Source organism: Pseudomonas trivialis (assembly GCF_036864995.1).
Taxonomy (GTDB): Bacteria; Pseudomonadota; Gammaproteobacteria; order Pseudomonadales; family Pseudomonadaceae; genus Aquipseudomonas; species Aquipseudomonas trivialis.
The window spans coordinates 68,853-85,368 of sequence record NZ_CP142151.1 but is presented as its reverse complement, the minus strand read 5'-3'; the positions used below and the strand labels follow the sequence as shown (position 1 = coordinate 85,368).

General features: G+C 61.1%; 16 protein-coding genes. 10 read left to right on the top strand and 6 right to left on the bottom strand.

Going from position 1 to position 16,516, the window contains the following annotated elements; genetic code table 11:
* Nucleotide 1: 1 nt before the first annotated feature.
* Nucleotides 2–637, bottom strand: a complete 636-nt coding sequence (gene dsbA / locus VRB54_RS00425) for a thiol:disulfide interchange protein DsbA (protein WP_338479106.1) — start codon at nucleotides 635–637, stop codon at nucleotides 2–4.
* A gap of 168 nt (nucleotides 638–805) precedes the next feature.
* Entirely contained in the window at nucleotides 806–1,417 is a 612-nt protein-coding gene (locus tag VRB54_RS00420; protein ID WP_338479105.1) for a cytochrome c4, read from the bottom strand.
* A 297-nt stretch (nucleotides 1,418–1,714) separates the two neighbouring features.
* Between VRB54_RS00420 and yihA the strand changes: the two genes are divergently transcribed.
* Nucleotides 1,715–2,362 carry a ribosome biogenesis GTP-binding protein YihA/YsxC gene (yihA, locus tag VRB54_RS00415; RefSeq protein WP_338479104.1) on the top strand — a complete coding sequence of 216 codons (648 nt, stop codon included), beginning with the start codon at nucleotides 1,715–1,717 and terminating at the stop codon, nucleotides 2,360–2,362.
* Between the two features lie 268 nt (nucleotides 2,363–2,630).
* Here the strand turns inward: yihA and polA are convergent, their stop codons facing one another.
* A complete protein-coding gene (gene polA / locus VRB54_RS00410; RefSeq protein ID WP_338479103.1) occupies nucleotides 2,631–5,423 on the bottom strand; it encodes a DNA polymerase I in 2,793 nt (930 codons plus the stop codon).
* Nucleotides 5,424–5,497: 74 nt separating this feature from the next.
* On the opposite strand from polA, the gene VRB54_RS00405 reads away from it, so the two are divergent.
* Both VRB54_RS00405 and VRB54_RS00400 read left to right on the top strand, forming a co-directional pair.
* A complete protein-coding gene (locus VRB54_RS00405) occupies nucleotides 5,498–5,788 on the top strand; it encodes a DUF2782 domain-containing protein (protein ID WP_003187366.1) in 291 nt (96 codons plus the stop codon).
* Between the two features lie 55 nt (nucleotides 5,789–5,843).
* A complete protein-coding gene (locus tag VRB54_RS00400) occupies nucleotides 5,844–6,797 on the top strand; it encodes a homoserine kinase (protein WP_338479102.1) in 954 nt (317 codons plus the stop codon).
* 126 nt (nucleotides 6,798–6,923) lie between these two features.
* Here VRB54_RS00400 and VRB54_RS00395 read toward each other — a convergent pair whose 3' ends face one another.
* Nucleotides 6,924–7,853: a zinc ABC transporter substrate-binding protein gene (locus tag VRB54_RS00395; RefSeq protein WP_338479101.1), complete on the bottom strand. Its 930-nt coding sequence runs from the start codon at nucleotides 7,851–7,853 to the stop codon at nucleotides 6,924–6,926.
* 58 nt (nucleotides 7,854–7,911) lie between these two features.
* Between VRB54_RS00395 and zur the strand changes: the two genes are divergently transcribed.
* The 4 genes from zur to VRB54_RS00375 are packed head-to-tail and all read left to right on the top strand — an operon-like array spanning nucleotide 7,912 to nucleotide 10,717.
* A complete protein-coding gene (zur, locus tag VRB54_RS00390; protein ID WP_003233728.1) occupies nucleotides 7,912–8,394 on the top strand; it encodes a zinc uptake transcriptional repressor Zur in 483 nt (160 codons plus the stop codon).
* Nucleotides 8,394–9,179, top strand: a complete 786-nt coding sequence (znuC, locus tag VRB54_RS00385; RefSeq protein WP_338479100.1) for a zinc ABC transporter ATP-binding protein ZnuC — start codon at nucleotides 8,394–8,396, stop codon at nucleotides 9,177–9,179. Before zur ends, znuC begins: the two co-directional genes overlap by 1 nt.
* Nucleotides 9,172–9,960: a zinc ABC transporter permease subunit ZnuB gene (gene znuB, locus VRB54_RS00380; protein WP_338479099.1), complete on the top strand. Its 789-nt coding sequence runs from the start codon at nucleotides 9,172–9,174 to the stop codon at nucleotides 9,958–9,960. The genes znuC and znuB overlap by 8 nt, the downstream gene beginning before the upstream one ends.
* Before the next feature lie 37 nt (nucleotides 9,961–9,997).
* Nucleotides 9,998–10,717: a PA5502 family lipoprotein gene (locus VRB54_RS00375; RefSeq protein ID WP_209986852.1), complete on the top strand. Its 720-nt coding sequence runs from the start codon at nucleotides 9,998–10,000 to the stop codon at nucleotides 10,715–10,717.
* Between the two features lie 99 nt (nucleotides 10,718–10,816).
* Here VRB54_RS00375 and katE read toward each other — a convergent pair whose 3' ends face one another.
* The gene (katE, locus tag VRB54_RS00370) at nucleotides 10,817–12,958 is read right to left on the bottom strand and encodes a catalase HPII (RefSeq protein WP_338479098.1); all 2,142 of its coding nucleotides are present in this window, start codon (nucleotides 12,956–12,958) and stop codon (nucleotides 10,817–10,819) included.
* 265 nt (nucleotides 12,959–13,223) lie between these two features.
* On the opposite strand from katE, the gene VRB54_RS00365 reads away from it, so the two are divergent.
* From VRB54_RS00365 to VRB54_RS00355, 3 genes are read left to right on the top strand one after another with little or no spacing between them, the layout of a single operon-like run.
* Nucleotides 13,224–14,231, top strand: a complete 1,008-nt coding sequence (locus VRB54_RS00365) for a methionine ABC transporter ATP-binding protein (RefSeq protein ID WP_057006188.1) — start codon at nucleotides 13,224–13,226, stop codon at nucleotides 14,229–14,231.
* Nucleotides 14,231–14,905, top strand: coding sequence for a methionine ABC transporter permease (locus VRB54_RS00360; protein WP_209986847.1), 675 nt, complete (start codon nucleotides 14,231–14,233; stop codon nucleotides 14,903–14,905). Before VRB54_RS00365 ends, VRB54_RS00360 begins: the two co-directional genes overlap by 1 nt.
* 51 nt (nucleotides 14,906–14,956) lie before the next feature.
* Nucleotides 14,957–15,727 carry a MetQ/NlpA family ABC transporter substrate-binding protein gene (locus tag VRB54_RS00355; protein WP_057006190.1) on the top strand — a complete coding sequence of 257 codons (771 nt, stop codon included), beginning with the start codon at nucleotides 14,957–14,959 and terminating at the stop codon, nucleotides 15,725–15,727.
* A 148-nt stretch (nucleotides 15,728–15,875) separates the two neighbouring features.
* On the opposite strand, the gene VRB54_RS00350 is transcribed toward VRB54_RS00355, so the two are convergent.
* Complete coding sequence (locus VRB54_RS00350) at nucleotides 15,876–16,511, bottom strand: SCO family protein (protein ID WP_209986841.1); 636 nt, start codon at nucleotides 16,509–16,511, stop codon at nucleotides 15,876–15,878.
* Nucleotides 16,512–16,516 lie beyond the last annotated feature (5 nt).

The following is a 16,516-nucleotide window of genomic DNA, read 5'->3' as shown; positions in this document are numbered from 1 at the left end:
CTTACTTGGCTGCGCGCTCTTTGGCGATCAGTTGGTCAGCGACATTGAGGGTCGCTTCAGGACCACCGGTAGAGCCCAGGTCGAAACGGTATTTGCCGTTGACGATCATGGTAGGCACGCCTTGCACCCCGTACTTCTGCGCGAGTTCCTTGGCCTGCTTGATCTGGCCCTGGATGGCGAAGGAGTTGAAGGTGGCGAGGAATTTGTCCTTGTCGACACCCTGGGTGGCCACGAAGTCAGCCATTTCGTCCGGCTTGGTCAGACGCTTGCCTTCTTTCTGGATGGCGTTGAATACGGCGTTATGCACCTTGTGCTCTACACCCATGGCTTCCAGGGTCAGGAACAATTGGCCGTGGGCGTCCCAAGGGCCGCCGAACATGGCCGGGATGCGTTTGAAGTTCACGTCTTTGGGCAGTTTCTCTACCCAGGGATTGATGGTCGGTTCAAATGCGTAGCAATGCGGGCAGCCATACCAGAACAGCTCGACCACCTCGATCTTGCCTGGTACCGAAACCGGCACCGGGTTAGCCAGCTCGACGTAGGTTTTACCGGCTTCAAGCGGCACGTCGGCGGCCTGTGCGGTCATGCCGAAAAGACTGGCAGTGACGAGAGCGGCGCTGAGGATCAGATTACGCATGCTTTACTCCTGGACAAATAAAGTCGCCTCACGCGACCCTTTGTTGTGACAGGTCTACGCGGGCATGAGTTCGTTAGTGTAACGGCAGCGGCCACAAAAAAGGGCGGCCCGGGCCACCCTTTTTATGCTTGCATCGCGGGATTAATCGAGTGTTAACGTCGCGGCCCGTCAGTGCAGACCCTCGATGTAACTGGAGAGGGCCGCAATGTCCTCATCGCTGAGCTTGCGGGCGATGGTGCGCATGGTCATCGCATCGCCATCGTTGGCCCGGCCTGCGTCTTCCTTGCGAAAATCAGTCAGTTGTTTGGCGGTGTACTGCGCGTACTGACCGCTCAACTGCGGGAAGCCCGCGGCAGCATTGCCTGTGCCATCGGGCGCGTGGCAACCGGTGCAGGCCGGCAGGCCCTTGCTCAGGTCACCGCCACGGAACAGCTTTTCGCCACGGGCGACCAGCTTGGGGTCGGCGGCGCCCACGCTGCCTTTCTGGGCGGCAAAGTACGCCGCGAGGTCGGCGATGTCCTGGTCGCTGGAGTTGGCCAGCAAGCCGGTCATTTCCAGCACTATACGCTTGCCGTCCTTGATATCGTGCATCTGCTTGGCCAGGTAGCGCTCGCCCTGACCTGCCAGCTTGGGAAAGTTGGGCACCGGGCTGTTGCCATCGGGCCCGTGGCAGGCCCCACATACGGCAATTTTGGTCTGGCCCGCCTTGGCATCACCCGCGGCATGGGCAACACCGGTGATGCCCAGGGCCAACAGCAGACTCACGATCAGTTTGTTCATCAGCTAATCCAACTACTCATCCAACTGCGGCCAGAGGTTTTAAACGTATCTACCGGGTTTACTCATCATCAACGGATCGATGATCTGGTGATCTCCAGCCTTGCGGCCCCCGGCACAAAACCATGCGCGGCATTGCCTTTGAACACAAACTCGGTTGTACAGCGCCTGGGGTTCCTGTGTAGCCTGAGCGCCATGAAAGCACACACAAAATCTGCGGCATCATATACTCGCGCTACTTAAACGGAAACGACACCGCTTGCCGCACCCTTTTTCGGCACCGCTCACATCGGAAATCTCATGCAACTCAAGAATCCCATCCTCGGTCTGTGCCAACAGTCCACCTTCATGCTCAGCGCCGCCAAAGTGGACCAATGCCCCGATGACGAAGGCTTTGAAGTCGCCTTTGCCGGCCGCTCCAACGCTGGCAAGTCCAGCGCACTGAACACCCTGACCCACGCCAGCCTGGCGCGCACCTCGAAAACCCCGGGCCGCACGCAACTGCTCAACTTTTTCAAGCTGGACGACGAGCGTCGTCTGGTCGACCTGCCAGGCTACGGTTACGCGAAAGTACCCATCCCGCTGAAGCTGCACTGGCAGCGTCACCTGGAGGCTTACCTGGGTGGCCGTGAAAGTTTGAAAGGGTTGATCCTGATGATGGACATTCGTCATCCAATGACCGACTTCGACCTGCTGATGCTCGACTGGGCTGTCGCCAGCGGCATGCCGATGCATATCCTGCTGACCAAGGCCGACAAGCTCACGTACGGCGCGGCCAAGAACACTTTGCTCAAGGTGCAGGCCGAAATCCGCAAGGGCTGGGGTGACACCATCACCATCCAGCTGTTCTCGGCGCCAAAGCGCATGGGCCTGGAAGACGCCTACACCGTGCTGGCCGGCTGGATGGAATTGGCGGACAAGGGCGCAGAAGCAGAAATCGCCGAATAGCTTTTCTGCAGGCAAAAAAAACCCCGGACTTCGTATGGGGAGGGGAAGTTCGGGGTTCAAGTTCCGGACCGCTAGGGCGGGGTCCGGATATCTGCCAACACTTAACACAACATAGGAGCTTTGAAGGGCTTCACCACCCATTCAGAGAATCTGAGTGGCAATTCACAGGTTAAGTTCCGGCCCGCCTGAAAAACTGTGAAATACCTGAAGGCCATTTCCCACTTCAAACGCTGTGCCACCGTTCATTAGCGGTGGCAAACGCCCGCCGTCAGTGCGCTTCGTCCCAGTTATTGCCCACACCCACTTCCACCAGCAGTGGCACGTCCAGTTGCGCGGCAGCGCTCATGTGCTCACGAATCCTCTCGCTGACTTCGGCGACCAGATCCTCACGCACCTCCAGCACCAATTCATCGTGTACCTGCAGGATCACCTTGGCATCCAGGCCCGAGTCGGTCAGCCAGTTATCCACGCGCACCATGGCTTTCTTGATGATATCGGCTGCGGTGCCCTGCATCGGCGCGTTGATCGCCGTGCGCTCGGCGGCGGCCCGTTCCTGGGGTCTGTTGGAATTGATGTCCGGCACATACAGGCGGCGGCCGAAGAAGGTTTCCACGTAGCCCTGGTCGGCAGCCTGCGCGCGGGTGCGCTCCATGTACTCGCGCACCCCGGGATAGCGGGCGAAATAGACATCGATATAGGCCTTGGCGGTCTTGGTATCGACGCCAATGTCCTTGCCCAGCTTCTGCGCACCCATGCCATAGATCAGGCCGAAGTTGATCGCCTTGGCACTGCGGCGCTGGTCGGACGTGACCTCGTCCAACTCCACCTTGAACACCTCGGCCGCGGTGGCGGTGTGCACATCCAGATTATGACGGAAGGCATTCATCAAGCCTTCGTCCCTGGACAGGTGCGCCATGATGCGCAGCTCGATCTGCGAATAGTCCGCTGCCAGTAGCTTGTAACCCTTGGGCGCGACAAACGCCTGGCGGATGCGCCGCCCTTCAGCGGTGCGCACCGGAATGTTCTGCAGGTTCGGGTCGCTGGAAGACAGGCGCCCGGTCGCGGTCACTGCCTGGTGATAAGACGTGTGGATACGCCCGGTGCGGGGGTTGATCTGTTCCGGCAGGCGGTCGGTATAGGTACTTTTGAGCTTGCTCATGCTGCGGTACTGCATCAGCACCTTGGGCAGCGGATAGTCATCCTCGGCCAGTTTGGCCAGCACTTCTTCCGCTGTCGAGGCCTGCCCCTTGCCGGTCTTTTTCAGCACCGGCATGCCGAGCTTGTCGTAGAGAATCGAGCCGAGCTGTTTGGGAGAACCCAGGTTGAATTCCTCACCGGCGATCTCGAATGCCTGGCGCTCCAGTTCGACCATCTTGTGGCCCAACTCGATGCTCTGGATACCCAGCAATTCCTTGTCAACCAGCGCGCCCTGACGCTCGATGCGCGCCAGCACCGGTACCAACGGAATTTCGATATCCGACAGCACGCTGGCCAGGCTCGGGATCGCGGCCAATTGCGTGTGCAGCGCCTGGTGCAGACGCAAAGTCACGTCGGCATCTTCGGCTGCGTACGGGCCCGCCTGTTCCAGTGCGATCTGGTCAAAGGTCAGTTGCTTGGCGCCCTTACCGGCGATGTCCTGGAAACTGACGGTGTCGTAGTCCAGGTACTTCTTGGCCAGGCTGTCCATGTCGTGCCGGGTGACGGTGGCATTGAGCACATAGGATTCAAGCATGGTGTCGAAAGCAATGCCGCGCACGGTGATGCCTTGCGCCGGGTCGCCGCCGATGGCGCAGTTGGCGAGGATGTTCATGTCGAACTTGGCGTGCTGGCCGACCTTGAGTTTGGCAGGGTCTTCCAGCAGCGGTTTCAAGGCCAGCAGCACGGTGTCACGGTCCAGCTGGTCCGGCACGCCGATGTAGGAGTGGGTCAGCGGGATGTAGGCCGCTTCATGGGGCTGCACGGCGAAGGAAACCCCGACCAATTGCGCTTTTTGCGCGTCGATGCCAGTGGTTTCGGTGTCGAACGCGAACAACGGTGCATCCTGGAGCTTCTTCAACCACAGCTCGAAGGTCGGCTGGTCGAGGATAGTGGTGTAGGCCGTTTCCAGGGGTGCTGTCGGTGCAGCCTCGACCACCTCGACCACCTCGACCGCCACGGGCGCCGCGCTCAGCTCGACGCGCTTGGCATCGCGCTGAATCTCGTCGTACCAGCTCTTGAACTCGAGCAGGGTGTACAGTTCAAGCAGCTTTTCACGGTCCGGTTCGATCAGGTGCAGGTCGTCCAGGCCGATATCCAGCGGCACATCGATCTTGATCGTGGCCAACCGGTACGACAGGAACGCCATCTCGCGGTGCTCTTCCAGCTTGGCGCGCAGGGTCTTGGCGCCGCGAATCGGCAGGCTCGGCACAATGTCCAACTGCTCATAAAGCTCTTTGAGGCCGCCATTGACGCCCACCAGCAAGCCGGAGGCGGTCTTGGGACCAATGCCCGGCACGCCGGGGATGTTGTCGGACGAATCGCCCATCAATGCCAGATAGTCGATGATCTGCTCCGGAGCGACGCCAAATTTCTCCTTCACGCCCTCTACGTCCATCGCGCTCCCGGTCATGGTGTTGACCAGGGTAATGTGCCCGTCGACCAACTGCGCCATGTCCTTGTCACCGGTGGAAATCACCACCGGCCGGCTGGCGGCCGCGCTGCTGCGGGCGAGGGTGCCGATCACGTCATCGGCTTCGACGCCTTCGACGCACAGCAACGGAAAACCCAGCGCGATCACACTCTGGTGCAGCGGCTCGATCTGCAGGCGCATGTCATCGGGCATGCTCGGACGATTGGCCTTGTAATCGGCATACATGTCATCGCGAAAAGTCCCACCCTTGGCGTCGAACACCACCGCGAACGGGCTGTCCGGGTACTGCCGGCGCAGGCTCTTGAGCATGTTCAGCACGCCCTTGACCGCGCCGGTCGGCAGGCCTTTGGAGGTGGTCAGCGGTGGCAGTGCATGGAAGGCGCGGTACAGATAAGAAGAACCGTCCACCAGGACGAGGGGCGCTTGGCTCATGAGCAGGATCAACCTTTTCGGCGGGTCAGGCGCTAGAATAGCCGGACCAATGAAAACAAAGGGACAAGGTTATCATGCGTACATTCAATCGCCTGCTGTTGACTGGCCTGATTGCACTCGCTCCGATGGCTGCCATGGCGGCAGACGATGCGCCGTCGGCCGACCCGGAAGTGACCATTCGCACGGAAGGCGACAAGACCATCCAGGAGTACCGCCAGAATGGCTTTCTGTATGCGATCAAAGTCACGCCCAAAGGTGCACCGCCGTATTTCCTGGTGCGCGCGGACGGAACCGACGCGAACTTCATCCGTTCTGACCAGCCGGATATGCTGATTCCGTCATGGAAGATCTTCGAATGGAAATGATTTCCCCACTTTAATCGACGCTGCAATTCGCAGCGTCCGTAACGGCAGTTTACCCATGTCTGTGTTTACCCCCCTGGCTCGGCCCGAGCTGGAAACCTTTCTCGCGCCCTACGGGCTCGGCCGCCTGCTCGACTTCCAGGGGATTGCCGCTGGTAGCGAAAACACCAATTTCTTCATCAGCCTGGAACAGGGCGAGTTCGTGCTGACCCTGGTTGAGCGCGGCCCTGTGGCAGAAATGCCGTTTTTCATCGAGCTGCTCGACGTACTGCACGACGCTGACCTGCCGGTGCCCTACGCGCTGCGCACCACCGACGGCGTCGCCTTGCGCGAGCTGGCCGGCAAACCGGCGCTGCTGCAACCGCGCCTGACCGGCAAGCACATCACGCACACCAATGCGCAGCATTGCGCCCAGGTCGGCGAACTGCTCGGCCATTTGCACCAGGCCACCCAGGGCGACAAGGTGCTGGAACGCAAGACCGACCGCGGGCTGGACTGGATGCTCGGTGAAGGTGCGCAGATTGTTTCGCACTTGAACGCCGCGCAGCAAAGCCTGCTGCAGGACGCGCTGGCCGAGATCCAGGCGCACAAGGCCGACATTCTGGGCCTGCCGCGCGCCAACCTCCATGGCGACCTGTTCCGCGACAACGCGATGTTCGAAGGCACCCACCTGACCGGCCTGATCGACTTCTACAACGCCTGCTCCGGGCCGATGCTGTATGACGTCGCGATTGCGCTGAATGACTGGTGCTCGAACGCAGAAGGCGCAATCGATGGGTCGCGGGCCCGTGCGTTGCTGGGCGCCTACGCGGGGCTACGACCGTTTACCGCGAAGGAAGCCGAACTGTGGCCGACGATGCTGCGGGTGGCGTGCGTACGGTTCTGGCTGTCGCGCCTGATTGCTGCTGAGTCGTTTGCCGGGCAGGATGTGCTGATTCACGATCCAGCGGAGTTCGAACACCGCCTGGCGCAACGCCAGCAGGTCAGCGTCCACCTGCCGTTCGCCCTCTGAAGCCTTACCGGATCAAAAAATGTGGGAGGGGGCTTGCTCCCGATAGCGGAGTATCAGGCAACTTATGCATGCCTGACACACGGTCATCGGGAGCAAGCCCCTCTCACACTTGATCTTCGCTTGGTCTTAGAGCGATTCCAGACAGCCCGCCAGGTCGTTACCCAGCTTGTCCAGCACTTGCTCGTAGCCATTCGCCGTGGCCGGCGTATAACCGCCCAGTGCATCCAGCTCCGCCAGTTTTACCGGCAGACCCGCCACCAGTGTTTCAGCCAGACGCGGGCGCAGCGGCGGCTCGCTGAACACACAGGTCTTGCCCACTTCCTGCAGACGCGTGCGCATCGCCGCTACATGCTGGGCGCCCGGTTGCACTTCGGCGGCAACGCTGAACACGCCGGCATGCTTGAGCCCATAAGCATCTTCGAAGTAATCGAAGGCTTCGTGGAACACGAAATAAGGTTTGCCAGCGATCCCTGCCAGGCGCTTTTTCAGACGCGCATCCAGTGCGTCCAGACGCTCGTCGAAAGCCTTCACGTTGCTCTCATAACGGCCGGCGTTCTGCGGGTCGGCGGCACTCAGGTCCGCCGCCATGCGCGCTGCGATCACCCGCGCATTGACGGTGGATAGCCACAAGTGCGCATCCAGGCTGCCCGGACGGTGATCGTGGTCATGCTCGGCGGCATCGTCGGCGTGAGAGTGACTATCTTCGGCGAAGCGACGCAGTTTCATGCCCGGCAGGTCCTGCACCGCCACTGTTGGCGCGCTGCGCCCCTTGAGCACGCGTGGCAGGAAGCTTTCCATGTCCGGACCGATCCAATACAGCAGGTCCACCGACTGCACGCGCCGTACGTCGGATGGGCGCAATGCGAAGTTATGCGGCGACGCACCCGGCGGCAGCAAGACCTCGGGAACCGCCACGCCATCCTGCACAGCGGCGGCAATGAGCTGCAACGGCTTGATGCTGGTCAGCACCTTCACCTCAGCCTGAGCGGCCCCCGCAACGAAAAAACTGGCGATAAATATGACAAAAACTGGAAAAAGTCGGGACACGATGACCACTCAATGGCGTAGGAACGGGTAACATAATAACGTCTCTATCAAATGTCTGTCGCCGCTCATGCCTAAAACACCGCTTGCCAGCCGTCCCCACGACCATTCTCACTGCGTGCACACCGCACTGGCGGAAGCCGACACCCTGTGTGCGCAAAAGGGTTTGCGCCTGACCGCCCTGCGTCGGCGCGTGCTGGAACTGGTGTGGCAAAGCCACAAGCCGCTGGGCGCCTACGACATTCTCGGCGTGCTCAGCGAACAGGACGGCCGTCGCGCCGCGCCGCCTACCGTGTATCGCGCGCTGGATTTCCTGCTGGAAAACGGCCTGGTGCACCGCATCGCCTCGCTCAACGCCTTCGTCGGCTGCAACCACCCCGAACATGCGCACCAGGGCCAGTTCCTGATCTGCCGCGAATGCCACGCCGCCATCGAGCTTGAACAAAAAAGCATCAGCGACGCGATCATCAAGAGTTCTGCCGAGGTGGGCTTCCAGGTCGAAGGGCAAACGGTCGAAGTGGTCGGCCTGTGCTCGGGCTGCCAGGGGGCTTGATGAGCAACGCGTTAATCCGCCTGGAGCAGGTCGGGGTCACATTCGCCGGGCAAACCGTGCTGGATAACATCGCCCTGAGTGTCCAGCCACGACAGATCGTCACCCTGATCGGCCCCAACGGCGCCGGCAAGACCACCCTGGTACGCGCCGTGCTCGGCCTGCTCAAGCCCAACACCGGCAGCGTATGGCGCAAGCCCAAACTGCGCGTGGGCTACATGCCGCAAAAATTGCACGTTGATCCGACCTTGCCGTTATCCGTGCTGCGCTTTTTGCGCCTGGTGCCCGGCGTTGACCGCGCCCGCGCCCAGGCCGCGCTCAAGGAAGTCGGCGCCGAGCAGGTGATCGACAGCCCGGTGCAAAGCATCTCCGGCGGCGAAATGCAGCGCGTGCTGCTGGCCCGCGCCCTGCTGCGCGAGCCCGAACTGCTGGTGCTCGATGAGCCCGTGCAAGGTGTCGACGTGGCCGGTCAGGCCGAGCTGTACAGCCTGATTACCCGCCTGCGCGACCGCCATGGCTGCGGTGTGCTGATGGTGTCTCACGACCTGCACCTGGTGATGAGCACCACCGACCAGGTGGTGTGCCTCAACCGCCATGTGTGCTGCTCCGGCCACCCGGAACAGGTCAGCGGCGACCCGGCCTTTGTCGAGCTGTTCGGCAAGAACGCGCAGAGCCTGGCGATCTATCACCACCATCACGACCACGCCCACGACCTGCATGGCGCCGTGGTCGACGACCCTTCTGCACCCCACGTGCATGTTCACGGAGATAGCTGCAAGCATGGCTGATTTTCTGCTCTACGCCCTGCTGGCAGGCTTGGCTCTGGCGTTAGTGGCGGGCCCGCTGGGCTCGTTCGTGGTGTGGCGGCGCATGGCGTATTTTGGCGACACCTTGTCCCACGCCGCGCTGCTGGGCGTGGCCATGGGCTTTTTGCTGGATGTGAGCCCGACCATCGCCGTCACCGTGGGCTGCCTGCTGCTGGCGGTGCTGCTCGTGACCCTGCAACAGCGCCAGCCGCTGGCCTCCGACACCCTACTGGGCATCCTGGCGCCGAGCACCTTGTCCCTGGGCCTGGTGGTGCTGAGCTTCATGCATGAAGTGCGCATCGACCTGATGGCCTACCTGTTCGGCGACCTGCTGGCGATCAGCCCGACCGACCTTGCGTGGATCCTCGGCGGCAGCGCTGCCGTGCTGGTGCTACTGGTGACGCTGTGGCGCCCGCTGCTGGCGATTACCGTGCACGAGGAGCTGGCCAAGGTGGAAGGCTTGCCGGTGCCGGCACTGCGCATGGCCCTGATGTTGTTGATCGCGGTGGTGATTGCTGTCGCGATGAAGATTGTCGGCGTATTGTTGATCACGTCGCTGCTGATCATTCCCGCCGCCGCCGCCCAGCGCCACGCCCGCTCTCCAGAGCAGATGGCAATTGGCGCCAGCCTGTTGGGGATGCTCGCCGTCTGTGGGGGCCTGGCGTTGTCCTGGTTCAAGGACACGCCGGCCGGGCCATCGATTGTGGTCGCGGCCGCCGCCCTGTTTCTGCTGAGTTTTGTCCTGCCCCGTCGAGGGGTGTAGACTTGCTCGCTTTTTGCGCAATTAGAGAGTCGCAGGAATGAAGCCGTTCACCTCCCGTTATCTGCTCCTTGCCGCATTTTCCCTGCTGCTGGGCGCCTGTCAAAGCACACCGCCCGCCGCCCTCGCGACGCCGGACGCTCGCGCTGCGGCCATCGCGCAGCTGGAGCAAAACCTGGCCAGCAGCGAACTGGCCACCGCCGAGGACCAACTGGCGGCCTTGCAGGCGCAAACGCCCAATGACCCGGCGCTGGAGGCTTACCAACGCCAGTTGGCCGAAGCCTACCTGCAGCGCAGCCAGATCGTCCTGCAAAAAGGCGACGTCAATGCTGCCGCCACCGCCCTGAGCCGTGCCCGTGCGCTGATGCCCAAGGCGCCGGCCCTCACCGGCGGCGTCAACAGTGCGATCAGCCATGCGCGCAAAGCCGAGCTGGACAAAGCCGAGGCCGCCCTGAAAGCCGCCGAAGCCAAGCCGCCCGCCAAGGTCATCGACCCGGCGGCGCCCAGCACTACGGTGGCGTTGAACCTCACCGATATCGAAGCGCTACGCCATCAACTGGATGCGATTGCCACCGATGTGGTGAATTACCAGTGCGACGTGAGCATCCAGGCGCCGCGCACCGAGGATTACCCGTGGCTGGCCACATTACTGACCAAACGGGTAAAGCGGATTGATTCGGGGTACGAGCTGAAGATCCACCGGCAGATCCTGAAACACATTCCGGCGCAGGTGGTTTTGATTCCGCGCAAGGCGGACTAAAGCATCGCAGGCAAGCCAGCTCCCACACTTGAAAGTATTCACACTTCAAATGTGGGAGCTGGCTTGCCTGCGATAGCGGTCTAACAAACAGCGGACGACTTAAGCCGGAATCGCCTTGGCCTTGACCTCACGATCCCAGACCCGATGCTCGGCAATCGCCGCAAAGAACGCCTTGAACGCCTTCGCATCCGCACCCACGATCAGCCCCTCATCCGCCTCCAGCTTCAGCAGATCCAACAGCGGCTTCACATCATTGGCGACCGCAATCGCCTTCAGGTGCTTGTACGCCTCCAACACATAGTGCAGCGCCACACCGTCACCGCTCAGCGCGTCCACCGAGGCTTTACCGCCCGGGATAAACACCGCGTCAAAGGCAATCGACGGCATGCCTTCCATCGACGCATCCACCGGCAGCGCCTTGCCATCTGCCGTGGTCACAGGCGCCGACGTCGGCCCCAGCAATTTGGCGTGGGCACCTTCTGCCTCCAGCGCTTTTTTCATCGCATCAATCGCTGCACCGTCCACGCCATTGGCCGCCAGAATCGCCACTTTGCGCGTCTTGATATCACCCGACAGCAGGTTCACCTGGCTTAAAGCTGGCGATTTTTTCACCGAGGTCTCACGCACAGGCACGGTGCCTTTGGTCGGCGCCGGCAGGCCCAGGTTCTGCGCAACGCGCTTGGCCAGTTCCAGGTCGATGTTGGCGAGGATCTCGTTGACCTGACGGGCACGGATGTACTCGCGCTCGACCTTGCCCAGCTCGAAGCTGTAGGCCGCGATGATGTGCTCTTTCTCGTGGTGGCTCATGCTGTTGAAAAACAGGGTGGCCTGGGAGAAGTGGTCGCCGAACGACTCACTGCGCTCACGCACCTTGTTGGCGTCGACACGCTCGTAATAGGTTTCGAAGCCGCCGTCAGTCGGGCCTGCCGGTGTTTCTTTCGGCCAGCCGCCGTCGATGGAGTTCGGCTCGTAGGCGGCGCGGCCTTTGTCGATCACGGTGCGGTGCTGCGCGTCGCGCTGGCCGTTATGGAATGGCGCAACCGGACGGTTGATCGGGATCTCGTGAAAGTTCGGTCCGCCCAGTCGGCTGATCTGCGTATCCGTGTAGGAAAACAGACGGCCTTGCAGCAGCGGATCGTTGGTGAAATCGATACCCGGCACGATGTGGCCTGGGCAGAAGGCAACCTGCTCGACCTCGGCGAAGAAGTTATCCGGGTTGCGGTTAAGCACCATCTTGCCCAGCGGGGTGATCGGCACCAGCTCTTCGGGGATGATCTTGGTCGGGTCGAGCAGGTCGAAGTCGAAGTTATGCTCGTCTTCTTCTGCAACGATCTGAACGCCCAGCTCCCACTCAGGGTAGTCGCCGCTCTCAATCGCTTCCCACAGGTCGCGACGGTGGTAGTCGGTGTCTTTACCGGCCAGCTTCTGCGCTTCGTCCCACACCAGGGAGCAGGTGCCAACCTTTGGCCGCCAGTGAAACTTGACGAAGCTCGACTTGCCTTCGGTGTTGATCAACCGGAAGGTGTGCACGCCAAAACCCTGCATGGCACGCAGGCTTTTTGGAATGGCACGGTCGGACATGGCCCAGATCACCATGTGCGCCGATTCGGGCTGCAGCGACACGAAGTCCCAGAAGGTATCGTGGGCCGAACCGCCGGTAGGAATCTCGTTGTGCGGCTCAGGCTTTACGGCGTGCACAAAGTCAGGAAACTTGATCGCGTCCTGAATGAAAAACACCGGCATGTTGTTGCCCACCAGGTCGAAGTTGCCTTCCTCGGTGAAGAACTTCACGGCAAAACCACGCACGTCACGCACCGTATCGCCGGAGCCGCGCGGGCCCTGCACGGTAGAGAAGCGCGCGAATACCGGGGTTTTGTGCTCCGGGATACGCAGGAAACCAGCCTTGCTCAGCGCAGAGTGGTCTTCGTAAGTCTGGAAGTAACCATGGGCGCCGGTACCACGGGCATGCACGATGCGCTCTGGAATGCGTTCATGGTCAAAGTGCGTGATCTTTTCACGCATGATGAAATCTTCGAGCAGCGAGGGGCCGCGAGCGCCCACCTTCAAGCTGTTCTGGTTGTCGGAAATCTTCACACCCTGGTTGGTGCGCAGCGCCTGTCCGGTTGCGTCGGAGCGGAATTCTTCCAAGGCCTGCAATTTGGCGTTGGTGTTGCCACGGTCAAGGGTATCGGTGCCCGCGAGTTCACTCTTGGGCGGGGTGGCTGGCTTCTTGGTACTCATCAGTCAAAACTCCTTATTCAAAGTGGCCAGAGCGTTCCCCGGCTCTTTTGAGCAAAACCCCAGGCACGGCACCTGGGAAATCGAGTTGCTTAAGTAGTGACTGATGAGGTTTTGGGCCGTTCCTTTTTTATGACCTTTGATCGCGTTATTGCCAAATCGCTGGTTGAATGCGAAATAAATGCTAAGAAAGACTATACGGACAGGCTAAAATGCGCGCCCGGCTAACCGCTGATCCCTTTTCCATGCGCCCCACAAGGTTCGCTACGTGATCGAGTTTCAAAACGTCCATAAAACCTACCGCGTCGCCGGTAGGGATATCCCCGCCCTGCACCCCACCAGCCTGCGCGTAGAAAACGGCCAGGTGTTCGGCCTCATCGGCCACTCGGGTGCGGGTAAAAGTACCCTGCTGCGCCTGATCAACCGCCTCGAAGAACCGAGTGGCGGGCAGATCACGGTCGATGGCGAGGAAGTCACCGCACTGGACGCCAACGGCCTGCGCCGCTTCCGCCAGCAGGTCGGGATGATTTTCCAGCACTTCAACCTGCTGGCGTCCAAGACCGTCGCCGACAACGTGGCACTGCCGCTGACGCTGGCCGGCGAGTTGTCGCGCAAGGCCATCGACCTGCGCGTGGCCGAGTTGCTTGCCCGCGTGGGCCTGTCGGACCACGCCAAAAAATACCCGGCGCAGCTGTCCGGCGGCCAGAAACAGCGCGTCGGCATCGCTCGCGCCCTGGCGACCAAACCGAAAATCCTGCTGTGCGACGAAGCCACCAGTGCCCTCGACCCGCAAACCACGGCGTCGGTTTTGCAGTTGCTGGCCGAAATCAACCGCGAGCTGAAGCTGACCATCGTGCTGATCACCCATGAAATGGACGTGATCCGCCGCGTGTGCGACCAGGTGGCCGTGATGGACGCCGGCGTCATCGTCGAACAAGGCTCGGTGGCCGAGGTGTTCCTGCACCCCAAGCACCCGACCACCAAGCGTTTCGTGCAGGAAGCCGACCAGATCGACGAAAGCGAGCAGCGCGATGATTTCGCCCACGTGCCAGGCCGCATCGTGCGCCTGACATTCCAGGGCGAAGCGACCTACGCGCCATTGCTGGGTACCGTCGCCCGTGAAACGGGGGTGGACTACAGCATCCTCGCCGGTCGGATCGACCGCATCAAAGATATCCCTTACGGGCAACTGACCCTGGCCGTGACCGGCGGCGACATGGACGCGGCGTTTGCGCGATTTACCGCTGCCGATGTCCATATGGAGGTGCTGCGCTGATGGACGTTTTCCTGAGTTTCTTCGCCAATATCGACTGGTCCGAGATCTGGCTCGCCACGGGCGACACCATGACCATGCTGTTCGGTTCGTTGTTCTTTACCGTGCTGCTGGGCCTGCCGCTGGGCGTGCTGCTGTTCCTGACCAGCCCGCGCCAGCTGTTCGAGCAAAAAGGCTTGTACGCGCTGCTGTCGTTGATCGTGAACATGCTGCGTTCGCTGCCCTTCATCATTTTGTTGATCGTGATGATTCCGTTCACGGTGTTGATCACGGGCACGTCCCTGGGCGTGGCGGGTGCGATCCCGCCGCTGGTGGTCGGTGCCACGCCGTTCTTCGCGCGGCTGGTGGAAACCGCCCTGCGTGAAGTGGACCGCGGCATCATCGAGGCCACCCAGTCCATGGGCGCCAGTACTCGCCAGATCATCACCAACGCGTTGCTGCCCGAGGCACGTCCCGGCATCTTTGCAGCGATTACGGTGACGGCGATTACACTGGTGTCCTACACGGCCATGGCCGGTGTGGTCGGGGCCGGTGGCCTGGGTGACCTGGCGATCCGCTTCGGTTACCAGCGCTTCCAGACCGACGTGATGGTGGTCACCGTGGTGATGCTGTTGATTCTGGTGCAAATCCTGCAAACCGTCGGCGATCGACTGGTGGTGCATTTTTCTCGAAAATAACGGCTATTGCCGGCCAGAAGCCGGCAGTTATCCGAACAAGGAGCTTGTTGCATGAAAAAACTACTGGTCGCTTTTGCCGCCGTTGCGGCGTTTTCCGCCCACGCCGAAACCCTCACCGTTGCAGCCTCGCCGGTGCCGCACGCGGAAATCCTCGAGTTCGTGAAGCCTGCCCTGGCCAAAGAAGGCGTGGACCTGCAGGTCAAGGTCTTCACCGACTACGTACAGCCCAACGTGCAGGTGGCGGAAAAACGCCTGGACGCCAACTTTTTCCAGCACCAGCCGTACCTGGATGAGTTCAACAAGGCCAAGGGCACTCACCTGGTGAGTGTCGGCGGCGTGCACCTTGAACCCCTGGGCGCGTACTCCAGCAAGTACAAGAAGCTCGACGAGCTGCCGGACGGCGCGAACGTGGTCATCCCCAACGACGCCACCAATGGCGGCCGCGCCCTGTTGCTGCTGGCCAAAAACGGCCTGATCACCCTGAAGGACCCGACCAACATCCTGTCGACCATCAAGGACATCACCGGCAACCCGAAAAACCTGAAATTCCGCGAACTCGAAGCCGCGACCCTGCCGCGCGTGCTGACCCAGGTTGACCTGGCGCTGATCAACACCAACTACGCCCTGGAAGCCAAGCTGGACCCTTCCAAGGACGCGCTGGTGATCGAAGGCAGCGACTCGCCTTACGTGAACATTCTGGTAACTCGTGAAGACAACAAGGACTCGGACGCCGTGAAGAAACTGGTAGCCGCCTTGCACACCCCTGAAGTGAAGCAATTCATCGAAGAGAAATACAAGGGCGCGATCAAGCCGGCGTTTTGATTCATCCGTAAATCTGCGACCTCCAGCCTGATGGCGGTCAAAAATGTGGGAAGGGGCTTGCTCCCGATGGCATTGAGTCAGTCAACTGATATGTCGACTGACTCACCGCTATCGGGAGCGAGCCCCCTCCCATTTTTTTGTGCCGGCCTTATTTGCGCAGCAACAATCCCGGCAACTGTGCCACCAGCTTCTGGTTGTTCAACGGCGCGCGGATAAACCCGCGCTGGGTACCGTCCGGGCCGATAATCGCGAGGTTGCCGCTGTGGTCGACGGTGTAGTTGGGCTTGCTGGTGTCAGCCGGGATGAACGGGATGCTCACGGCATTCGACACCTTCTGCACATCATCCACAGTCGCACCGGTCAGGCCGCGGAACTGCGGATCGAAGTAACCCAGATACTGCTTGAGCTGCGCCGGGGTGTCGCGATGCGGGTCGACGCTGACCAGGATCACCTGCAACTTGTCCACAGCCTCCCTGGGCAACTCACTCTTGATCTGGCGCAACTGGGCGAGGGTGGTGGGGCAGATGTCCGGGCAGAAGGTGTAGCCGAAGAACAGCAGGCTCCATTTGCCTTTCAACTCGTTGATCACCACCGGCTGGCCGTTCTGATCCTGCAGGGTCACTGGCGGCAGTTGGCGGCTTTGCGGCAGCAGGATGATGCCTGCGTCGATCAACGCCACGGAGTCCACCTGGCCCCTTCCCGAGATCGCCTTGTTAACGATCAGGCCCAGGATCAACGCCACCAGGGCAATCAGCATGAAGACAGTTTTTTGAGTTCGAGTCATAGGGT